9 protein-coding genes and 1 tRNA gene are annotated in these 10,087 nt (G+C 61.0%); 6 read left to right on the forward strand and 4 right to left on the reverse strand.

Translation table 11 applies throughout. The features are described 5' to 3' along the window. Positions 1–20: 20 nt before the first annotated feature. From AC1DWF_RS02945 to AC1DWF_RS02955, 3 genes are all read left to right on the forward strand, one after another. The gene (locus AC1DWF_RS02945; protein WP_476783785.1) at positions 21–230 is read left to right on the forward strand and encodes a cold-shock protein; all 210 of its coding nucleotides are present in this window, start codon (positions 21–23) and stop codon (positions 228–230) included. 139 nt (positions 231–369) lie between these two features. Beyond that, positions 370–594, forward strand: coding sequence for a hypothetical protein (locus AC1DWF_RS02950; protein WP_476783784.1), 225 nt, complete (start codon positions 370–372; stop codon positions 592–594). 38 nt (positions 595–632) lie between these two features. Continuing rightward, positions 633–1,034 (forward strand): hypothetical protein, encoded by a 402-nt coding sequence (locus tag AC1DWF_RS02955; protein WP_476841439.1) that lies wholly within the window; start codon positions 633–635, stop codon positions 1,032–1,034. 1,350 nt (positions 1,035–2,384) lie between these two features. On the opposite strand, the gene AC1DWF_RS02960 is transcribed toward AC1DWF_RS02955, so the two are convergent. The 3 genes from AC1DWF_RS02960 to dapA all read right to left on the reverse strand — a co-directional run bounded on the left by AC1DWF_RS02960 (position 2,385) and on the right by dapA (position 4,709). After that, a complete protein-coding gene (locus AC1DWF_RS02960) occupies positions 2,385–3,104 on the reverse strand; it encodes a glycoside hydrolase family 25 protein (RefSeq protein ID WP_476787475.1) in 720 nt (239 codons plus the stop codon). An 89-nt stretch (positions 3,105–3,193) separates the two neighbouring features. Continuing rightward, complete coding sequence (smpB, locus tag AC1DWF_RS02965; protein ID WP_476783580.1) at positions 3,194–3,673, reverse strand: SsrA-binding protein SmpB; 480 nt, start codon at positions 3,671–3,673, stop codon at positions 3,194–3,196. Between the two features lie 154 nt (positions 3,674–3,827). Continuing rightward, positions 3,828–4,709, reverse strand: a complete 882-nt coding sequence (gene dapA / locus AC1DWF_RS02970) for a 4-hydroxy-tetrahydrodipicolinate synthase (protein ID WP_476841440.1) — start codon at positions 4,707–4,709, stop codon at positions 3,828–3,830. Positions 4,710–4,940: 231 nt separating this feature from the next. On the opposite strand from dapA, the gene AC1DWF_RS02975 reads away from it, so the two are divergent. After that, positions 4,941–6,983 carry a lytic transglycosylase domain-containing protein gene (locus AC1DWF_RS02975; protein WP_476787477.1) on the forward strand — a complete coding sequence of 681 codons (2,043 nt, stop codon included), beginning with the start codon at positions 4,941–4,943 and terminating at the stop codon, positions 6,981–6,983. An 87-nt stretch (positions 6,984–7,070) separates the two neighbouring features. Next, entirely contained in the window at positions 7,071–7,952 is an 882-nt protein-coding gene (locus tag AC1DWF_RS02980) for an alpha/beta fold hydrolase (protein WP_476783583.1), read from the forward strand. Positions 7,953–8,155: 203 nt separating this feature from the next. Here the strand turns inward: AC1DWF_RS02980 and AC1DWF_RS02985 are convergent, their stop codons facing one another. Beyond that, positions 8,156–9,286 carry a porin gene (locus AC1DWF_RS02985; RefSeq protein ID WP_476783584.1) on the reverse strand — a complete coding sequence of 377 codons (1,131 nt, stop codon included), beginning with the start codon at positions 9,284–9,286 and terminating at the stop codon, positions 8,156–8,158. Positions 9,287–9,738: 452 nt separating this feature from the next. On the opposite strand from AC1DWF_RS02985, the gene AC1DWF_RS02990 reads away from it, so the two are divergent. Then, positions 9,739–9,829 (forward strand) — tRNA-Ser (locus tag AC1DWF_RS02990). The last annotated feature ends 258 nt before the right edge of the window (positions 9,830–10,087 follow it).

Here is a 10,087-nt window from a genome sequence, read left to right on the forward strand (position 1 = left end):
TGCCACGAAAGGGGTTTGTCATGACCACTGGCACAGTGAAATGGTTCAATGCTACCAAGGGCTTCGGCTTCATTCAGCCTGATGATGGCGGCGCGGACGTGTTCGTCCACATCTCCGCTGTCGAGCGGGCCGGCATGCGCGAAATCGTCGAAGGCCAGAAGATCGGCTACGAGATGGAACGCGACAACAAGTCGGGCAAGATGTCCGCAGGCCAGCTGCGCGCTGCCTGAACGGGATTTGTGCCCTTCGGTGACCACGGATGTACTGGCACCGTCTTAGGGCGCGACTACCAACGAAGGCCAGGCAGTTTGCCTGGCCTTTTTCGTGACAGCGATCAGGCCTCTTTTCGAAACAGCAGGGATAACAAACATGACCCAGTCCCAGAGCAAGGCTCGAGAGCAGGCAGAGTCGGCCTTTGGCAAGACGCAATCGCAGTCTCTCGCCCGCAACCGCATCATCTCCGAGATCGACGCGGTTGTTCAGGAGCGCGATGAGAAGACCTTGCGGCTGCGCGCTTTGCGCAAAGAAAAAGAAGCCAGCGACCTTGCCGCCAGCTCCTCATCCGCTCGTACCAAGACCGTTGTCAAACGTTAGAACTCATCCCTAGGGACGCAAGGCGCTCCACGTCTTGCTTGGCTGCATTGTGCCATCCGAAAGTCGATTCCGATCTTTGCGCCGGTGCATTGTGGTCGGCGGTTTGCCGCCAGGCCACATGGAGAAGCGGCTCGAACCAAGGGTCCACATGGCAGCCGGTTGAAGCCGGGTATCGGCAAAAATCGGGCTCGGCCAAGAATCCCACCAAGTTTCAGTTTAAGTCGAATTTCGACTTTTTGTTCGAAGCACCACTCTTCGAGGCGCTGCCGTTGCCGGGCTTGTTGCCCCCCTTTACCAGCAAGATAGCCCCGCCTGGCGTCGCCTGGCTGCTGAGCGCAGGCTTGGCGGCGGTCTTTGCCACCACCGGTGCAGCGGCAAATGCCGCCGGCGTGATCATCAGCGACACCAGCGCCGCTGCAACAAACGTCTTCATCATTTAGCCTCCTTTTCATCGACCACCTGGCCATCAAAGGCGCGGGAGGGCACCGCTTCTCGCTTGGTGCCGGACCACGCCTGCGCCAAAACGCGGTCGCATACTGAAATGCCCGCAAACTTCCGACTTGGGCATACGGCAGATGCCGTATTTCGACCCGACGCCGGCAGGGGCTTCGAAGACTTGGTTAGCCGATGGTTTTTAAAATCGCACGGCGTCTCGGCGTGGCGATCTGTGACCTTCGCGGCGCTGCCGCAATCGTTCGGTTGCCGCGCTCAGAAAACGCTGTTTCTGCAAGCCAGAACGTGGAAGACCTTCCCACGGTTGGCACATTCTTTTGCCCTGAAAGCAGAAGTCGATGTCTCTGAGCCGTCTCGTTCCTTCGCACCCCCCTCTGGCCTGCCGGCCATCTCCCCCACAAGGAGGGAGATCACGCATTCATCGGCGCATCGCCCATTCACTCAAGTTGCAAGCAATTTCTCACCAGTGGCTCCGAGCTTGCAGGATGAGAGCCGCCGAGGACGTGACTAATGTCCCTCCTTGTGGGGGAGATGGCCGGCAGGCCAGAGGGGGGTGCGAAGGATCGCGACCTCTAGGATTGGCCTCATAAGGCGACATCCAGCTGTCACCATCTGTCAGCAACCACCGTGGATAGCCGTCCCCATTTCTCCACGCCCTCTCCACCTGCCGTGTCATTATCTCGCGATCTTCCACGGGACCCCGGTGCGCACCGGGCTCGGGGGGAAGCGCCGGTGCCGGGCTGGCAGGAGGTCGGTTCTCCTGCTGGGTGATGAGCCMCCAAGCCCGGGCCTTGCGGCGGCTGGCGGTGAAAGCCGAGGCGACTGAGCGGGGCAAGAACACCGGGCGGGGCGCGAACGTCGCGCCATACAATCATTATCGGAAGGCACGGCCTCGCGCCCCGCTTCCCGAACTACCTCCTGCAAGGGAGTGCTCTTTGACAATGGCCAGACCGGAAACGGGGCGTGGCGGTGAATAAGTGTGCCTCTCCTTCGCCCCGTCTACGGGGAGAGGGTCCCGGCAGGGGGATGAGAGGCAGCGCAAACGTCCATAGTCATCCCGGAAACCGGAGCGAAGCGCAGGTTATCCGGGATCCATTGACTGGATCATCGTGGAGCACGGCCGGGTCCTCGCCTATCGGTCTTCATAACCAACCCGCGAACCCAGGACCCGGCCGCGCCGGTCAATGGGTCCCGGGTCTCGCTGCGCTCGCCCGGGATGACGACGTGCGCCACTTCGCCTGTCCTTTTCGACCCGTCACGGTGAACAGCAACGGGCCGAAACCAGCAAACACGATATCGAGGCTGGCCTCATGTGGCCGCTGTCAACACGGATTTAGCTACTCAAACGCCCCCTCTTGGGCGGTTGTTGCGACGAATGGATCGGTCAATCGCGACAGCCTCCCTTGAAGAACGTTCAGGTCGACATCGCCCTCAATCCCGTCGATCCGGCCTTTGTCATGGTATTGCCAGTAGGTCCAATCCTCATGGCCGGGATGCTGGATCAGCGACCGCACCCAGCGCTCCCGGTCCGGCATTGCTTGAGCATAGGCATCGGCGGCTTCATCCGTCAGATAGATGATTGCCTTCTTGCCGAACGAAGCCTCGATGGGCGCGAGGAAGGTTGCCAATTCGGCTCTCAGCTGCTCGACGGTCGGGCGCCGCAGGCAGTTGCCGGTGAATTCGATATCGACTACGGGCGGCAGTAGCGATGGATCAAACGGCACGGTGTCGATGAAGTTGCGTGCCTGATCAGCACCGGGCCTGCAAAAGGTGAAGAAGTGATAGGCGCCAACAGCAAGTCCTGCCTTTCTGGCAGCAGCTAGATTGGCAGCGAAAAGCCTATCCCTGTGATCGCCACCCTCGGTCGCCTTGATGATGGCGAAGTCCACATCGTCGGCCGCAACACGTGCCCAATCGATATCGCCCTGATGATGTGAAACATCGATGCCGCGAACCGGGTATCTTTGGCGGTCCGGTGAGAAGCTTTTGAAATAAAGGTAGCCGGCGGCCGCCAAGACGCAACACAGTAGAAAGATTGCACCGGAACGGCGAAGCATCAAAAATGAAGCCTTGGCTATTCTATCTCTGGAGATCGACTTCGCCGCCAAACTAGCCAATATGAAGGCGGTCCGCTACGCAAACGGCCCTACCCCCGCTCTTTCAGCAAACGGCCCTTTTCGCGGTTCCAGTCGCGCTGCTTTTCGCTCTCGCGCTTGTCGTGCAGCTTCTTGCCGCGGCCGACGGCGAGCAGCATCTTGGCCATGCCGCGATCGTTGAAATAGATCTTGAGCGGCACGAGCGTCATGCCCTCGCGCTCGATGCTCTGGGCAAGCTTGGCCATCTCGCGCTTGTTGACCAGAAGTTTGCGGCGGCGCCGCGTCTCGTGGTTGAAGCGGTTGGCCTGCAGATATTCCGGCACATAAGAATTGATCAGCCAGAGTTCGCCGCCCTCGAACGAGGCGTAGGAATCCTGGATGTTGGCCTGGCCCAGACGTAGCGACTTGACCTCGGTGCCGCTCAGCACCATGCCGACCTCGAGCGTGTCGAGCACTTCATAGTTGAAGCGCGCCTTGCGGTTTTCCGCGGCGACCATGTTGTTGGGGTCGGACTTCTTGCCCTGGCTCATGATATTGAGGCCCGTTCTGCAACTCGCATGCGCGAGTCATATGTTGGTGTTTCCGAGAGCCGGAACACGGCGAAATATCCGCCGCGAACACGGCAGCGCGAAGACGCCTTCAGATGACCGCGAAAGCGGGTGTTCCCAAAGGGCTTCGCGCGGCTCAGTTGATGAGGCCGGCGTGCTTCATCGCCGCATCGATCTTTTMGGCGGTCGACGCCTCGATGGTCATCAGCGGCGAGCGCAGCACGTTTTCGATCTTGCCCAAGCGCGACAGCGCGTATTTGGCACCCGAAGCGCCGGGTTCGATGAAGATCGCCTTGTGCAGCGGCATCAGGCGGTCCTGCAGCTCGAGCGCCCTGTCCTTGTCGTTGGCCAGGCTTGCCTGCTGGAACTCGGCGCACAGCCTGGGCGCGACATTCGACGTCACCGAAATGGCACCGACGCCGYCATGGGCGTTGAAGCCGAGCGCCGACGCATCCTCGCCCGAGAGCTGGATGAAATCCTTGCCGCAGGTGATGCGCTGCTCGGAGACGCGCTCGACCTTGCCGGTCGCATCCTTGACGCCCGCAATGTTCTTGAAGTCATGCGCCAGGCGCCCCATCGTCTCGGGCATCATGTCGATGATCGAACGCGGCGGGATGTTGTAGATGATGAGCGGCAAGGTGGTTGCCTGGGCGACGGCCGCGAAATGCGCGTAAAGACCGCGCTGCGTCGGCTTGTTGTAATAAGGCGTGACGACCAGTACCGCGTCGGCGCCTACGCTTTCGGCATACTTGACCAGGCCGATCGCTTCTTCGGTGTTGTTCGAACCAGCACCTGCCACAACCGGCACCCGGCCACGCGCAACCTCGACGCAGATCTTGACGACCTGGCGGTGCTCGTCATGGCTCAGCGTCGGCGACTCGCCCGTGGTGCCGACCGGCACAAGGCCAGTGGTGCCCTCTGAAATCTGCCATTCGACGAGTTCACGAAAGGCTTTCTCGTCGAGACGGCCATTCTTGTCGAATGGTGTCACGAGCGCGGTAAGTGAGCCTCTCAGCATGTCGTCCAACTCCAGGAACCCTACGGTTTCGCGGTCTTTTTGATGTTGCCGGCTTTCTAGCCGAAAGCAGGGCCGCGCACCATAGTCTCGACACCAATTTGCGGCAAGTGTGACCGGTGCTTATATGGCTTGGAATTGAACGACCGCGCTAACCTTTCATTAACCCGCTCTTCACCAGATCAACCTAGGCTCGCGACATACGCCTTAGACTGTCACCTGCAAGGATATGGAATGACCAGGATCATTCCGGCTGCCAGGCCGCATCATATAGCGCTTTTGAGCGCCTTCATTGCCCTGGCCCCCGTCCCCGCCGGCAGTTCGAGCCTTGACCCGCAGGCGACGTCAGCGCTTCCCTTTGCCAGCATCGGCAAGGGCGATGCCGTGCGTGCGGCCTTCGGCACCATCGATCAATTGAAGAACGGGCTCAACGCGCTTTCGAGCGGCGATCTGGCGCAGGCGCGGACCATCCGCGATGCCCTGCCCGCGACCGCGCTCGACCGCCACATCCTGATGTGGGCGATCGCCATCAATGGCGGCGACAAGGTGCCGAGTGCCGACATTGCCGCAGCAGCGCAGGCCCTGCCCGGATGGCCGGGCCTCGCCACGCTTCGCCGCAACAGCGAACGCGCCATGGCGCGCGAAAACCCAGGCCCCAACATCGTCGTTTCAGCCTTCGCCGGCAGTGAGCCGCAAACGATCGAAGGTGCTTTGCTGCTCGCCCGTGCCCAGATGGCACTCGGCAATCCCAAGGCGGCGCTGGCCGTGCTTCAGCCTTATTGGCGCAACGAAAAGCTGGAGCCCAAGGACGAAGCGGCTGTCATCAAGGAGTTCGGCAGCCTCATCCCGGCCGCCGACCACCGCATCCGCATGGAAAAGATGCTTTATGCCGACAGGGTGAATTCGGCCGTCCGCATCGCCGACCTTGCTGGCGCCAAGGCCCTCGCCGACGCCTGGATTGCTGTGATCAAGGGCGACAAGAAGGCACCGGCGCTGCTCGAAGCCGTACCGGTAAACCAGCGTTCGGCGGCTTATTTCTTTGCCAAGTCGCGCTATCTGCGCAAGCAGGAGAAGTTCGCCGACGCCGCTGCCGTTATGCTCAAGGCCCCGAAGGACCGCGCGGCACTTGTCGATCCCGACGCCTGGTGGATGGAACGTCGCGTGTTGTCGCGCGAATTGCTCGATGAGGGCGACGTCAAGAGTGCCTACCGGATCGCCGCCGCGCATTCGGCGGAAAGTGCGACCAATGCCGCCGATGCAGAATTCCATGCCGGCTGGTATGCGCTGCGCGGCCTCAACGACGCCAAGCTTGCTTCGGGTCACTTTGAGCGCATCGCCACGATAGCCGGCAGCCCGATCTCGCTGTCGCGCGCCTATTATTGGCTTGGCCGCGCCGCCGAAGCCGGCGGACCAGGCACTGCGAAGGATTATTATGCGCGCGCCGCGACCTACGGCACGACCTTCTACGGCCAGCTTGCCGCCGAACGAATCGGCCGCCAGGCGCTCAACGTTGCCTATCCCACGCCGACCGCCGCCGATCGCCAGGCATTTTCGCAACGCGAGGCGGTCAGCGCGATCACGCGGCTGGAAGGCTCGGGTTACGCGCCCTACGCCGAGATGCTTTACCGCGACCTCGCCGCGCAGTTGAACAGCCCGGGCGAACTGGCGCTTCTGGCCGTCATGGCGGAAAAGCAAGGCAATCACTATCTGGCGCTGCGCGTCGGCAAGATCGCTGCACAGCGCGGCCTCGACATTGGTGCGCTGTCGCATCCGATCGGCGTCATCCCCGCCTCGGCCAATATTTCAGGTTCAGGCAAGGCATTGGCCTACGCGATTGCGCGCCAGGAGAGCGAGTTCAAGGTTTCGGCCGTCTCGGGTGCCGGCGCGCGCGGGCTGTTGCAATTGATGCCGGGCACCGCCAAGGACTTGGCGAAGAAGGCCGGCATGGCCTATTCGCAAGATCGCCTCACCACCGATGCCGCCTACAATGCCACCTTGGGCGCGACTTTCCTTGGCCAGCAGCTCAGCCGCTTCAATGGATCCTACATTTTGACCTTCGCCGGCTACAACGCCGGACCGCGTCGGGCGGACCAGTGGATCGCTAGATATGGCGACCCGCGCGGCAAGGATCTCGACACCGTCGTCGACTGGATCGAACGCATCCCGTTCTCCGAGACCCGCAGCTACGTCCAGCGCGTCATGGAGAACTATCAGGTCTACAAGATGCGCCTTTCGGGCAGCTACGACATCAATGGCGACCTGGTGAACGGCCGCTGAGGCGGTGCCCACGTTTGACCTCTCGCGGCCGCCTCGGTAACTAGTCGAGGCGACACGACGAGCGTTGCATGGGGGAGAAGCGGCGCGATGGTCAACGAAGACGGCTTTTCGGACTTCTTTTATGCGTCGCAGGACGGCCTGAAGCTGCACGCGCGGCTCTATGGAGCCGGCAATCCTGGCCTGCCGGTCGTGTGCCTGCCCGGCCTCACCCGCAACGCCCGCGATTTTCACGAGCTTGCGCTTCATCTCGCCAACGAACTCGAAAAACCGCGCCGAATCATATGCTTCGACTATCGCGGTCGTGGCCAATCGGCCCACGACCCGAACTGGCAGAACTACAATGTCGGCATAGAGGCGGCCGATGTCATCGCTGGCCTTGATGCGCTCAACGTCGATCAAGCAGCCTTCATCGGCACTTCGCGCGGCGGGTTGATCATCCATGTGTTAGCCGCCATGCGCCCTGCCCTGATCAAGGCCGTCGTGCTCAATGACATCGGCCCGGTCATTGAGCCGGTTGGGCTTGCCCATATTCGCTCATATCTGGAGAACGCGCCTCGCCCGGCGGACTTCACTGATGCGGTGCGAATTCAAAAAGCCGTCCACGGCGGTTCGTTTCCCGCGCTGACGGAAGCCGACTGGCAGCGGTTCGTCGGCGCCATCTATCGCAGCGAGGATGGAAAGCCGGTCGCCGACTTCGATCCAGCACTGGTCAATACCGTGCTGGCGATGGACCTCACCCAGCCCCTGCCGGATTTGTGGCCGCAATTCGAAGCACTCGCGTCAGTGCCCATGCTCGCGATCCGCGGTGCGAACTCACGGCTGTTGTCAGTTGCAACCGTCGAGGAAATGCACCAGCGCCATCCGGGGCTAGAATCGGTCACGGTCGAGGGCCAAGGCCACGCACCGTTTCTGGAGACGGGGGTGTTGCCCGCAAGAATCGCCAACTTCTTGCGCAGAGCGGACGCTTAGGCGAACTCGGCCGCGGGCGAAGACTGAGCAACCTACTTACTTCAGTACCAGATACCGCAAAACGCCTTGCGCGATTGGTCAGGACGACGACGCCAAGATGCTTGGCGGCGCGACACTTGGCACCCCTGCAATCATAGGCCGTCCAAAACGAAAAAACCCGGCGGTTGCCCGCCGGGTTTTCCTCAGATCAGCTCTAGAGCTGATTAGAATGCTGCGTCGAGACGCAGGAAGCCGCTGAAGCCGCCGCCATTGCGCTGGTCGAAGGTGTCGCCGTCGAAATAGTTGAGAGCGAGCTTGGCATCGAGGTTCTCGACGATGTTGTAGTCGATGACCGCACCGACCGAGTAGTCGTTGTTGCCGCCCTGGGTGAAGTTGCCGAGGTTGTCATCGTGCGCATCGCCGAAGTACTGACCGCCGAAGCCGACTGCCAGCTTCTCGTTGACCTGGTACTTCAGGTAACCAGCGATCGTCCAAGCGTAGCCGACATACTCGCCGCCCTGGAACTCATTGACCGAACCGGTGGGGTTGATGGACCAGAAGGTCGGGCCCGACTCGTAGCCTGCGAGGACCTGCAGGGTCAGAGCGTCGGTTGCCTTGAAGTTGCCGATCGCCTTGAGAGCGAATTCGCCGTAGGCATCATCATAGCCGCCGTACAGGTTGAGCGAACCCCAGCCCTGCGTGATGGCGACCTTGCCGACGACCAGCGGGACGTAGTCGAAGTTGTCGGACTCTTCTTCCAGGCCGAGCGACACTGCAATGCCGTTGCCGGCGTCGAAGGTGTAGCGGATCTGGTTGACACGCGCACCGCCGCCCGAATCGAACTCGCCGTCGAGGTCGCCGTCGAACAGGGTGTCGGTGTGACCGACGAGCAGGCCGCCGAGCTCAAAGTAGGCATGACGGAGAGCCGTGCCGCTTTCGCCCTTAATACCGCGCCAGAAGTCGCCCGGCTCACCCTCAGGCAAGGTCCCGGTCGCATTCTGAGTGTTGGTCCAGCCGCCATTGCCCTGGATGCTCGCCTGGAACTCGATGTAACGACGGAACGTGCCGTATTCGGTTTCCGAACGAGCATCGAACTTCAGACGGGCCAGGGCATTCTTGTTCCAGCCGTCTTCACGGATGTTCGAAGCACCGAAGATCTCGTAACGAACGAGGCCGCCGATCTTGAGGCAGGTCTCGGTGCCGGGGATGTAGTAGAAGCCCGCGCCGTAAACGTCGCAGATGCGGACGTATTCCATTGGTTCCGGCTCAGCGACGACGACAGCGTCGGCCGCACGAGCGCCGGAGACTGCGAGCAGAGCCGCAGCGGAGCCGAGAAGAAGGCTCTTAATGTTCATTTTCTGACCTCCAGTCAAAAGTTTCATAAGAGGGTCTGGGTATTTTTTGCTGAAGGACAGCGTTCCCTGCCCCATCCCCGTTTGAAAAAGATGCGCACCGCGCTCCCTCTTCAACACCGACATTACCCATGAGCCGCTGCGGTTCAACAACCAACGCAATCCGCAAGGGGCTCTCGGCGTGCTATCGCCAGGCGTTGTTGCACAAAAGACACGATTTGATGCCCCCCATAAAGAAGTCATTAAGATATGGCGCCATTTGACGGCGGCTTTCACGCTCCGCAACGCATCTACCCTAGATGTCGTGGCGACGAGTCGTGAATGATCGAGCGTCCATTGGCGCCTCACAGACACCGACGATTCGTTGGCTGCGACCACCAGGCGACGCTTTTTATGTAGATTGTCGCAAAGGCTTGTTGATTGTGCCGCTCCTTTTCTTTATCCAGCGGCGCAACGGAGAGGTGGCCGAGTGGTCGAAGGCGCTCCCCTGCTAAGGGAGTAGAGGTCAAAAGCTTCTCGTGGGTTCGAATCCCATCCTCTCCGCCAGCCTCAGGCTGCCACCTCCAGAGAAATCTAAAATCGCCAAATATTTCAAACGCTTGCGATCCAATTGCCGGCGACGCGTTTCCGTTTCCACGTCTCTACTGACGCGTTTTTCGGCTTTCGGTCGCGATTCTGACTGGAGGTCAGAAAATGAACATTAAGAGCCTTCTTCTCGGCTCCGCTGCGGCTCTGCTCGCAGTCTCCGGCGCTCGTGCGGCCGACGCTGTCGTCGTCGCTGAGCCGGAACCAATGGAATACGTC

It is taken from the genome of Aminobacter sp. P4_D5, assembly GCF_056401815.1.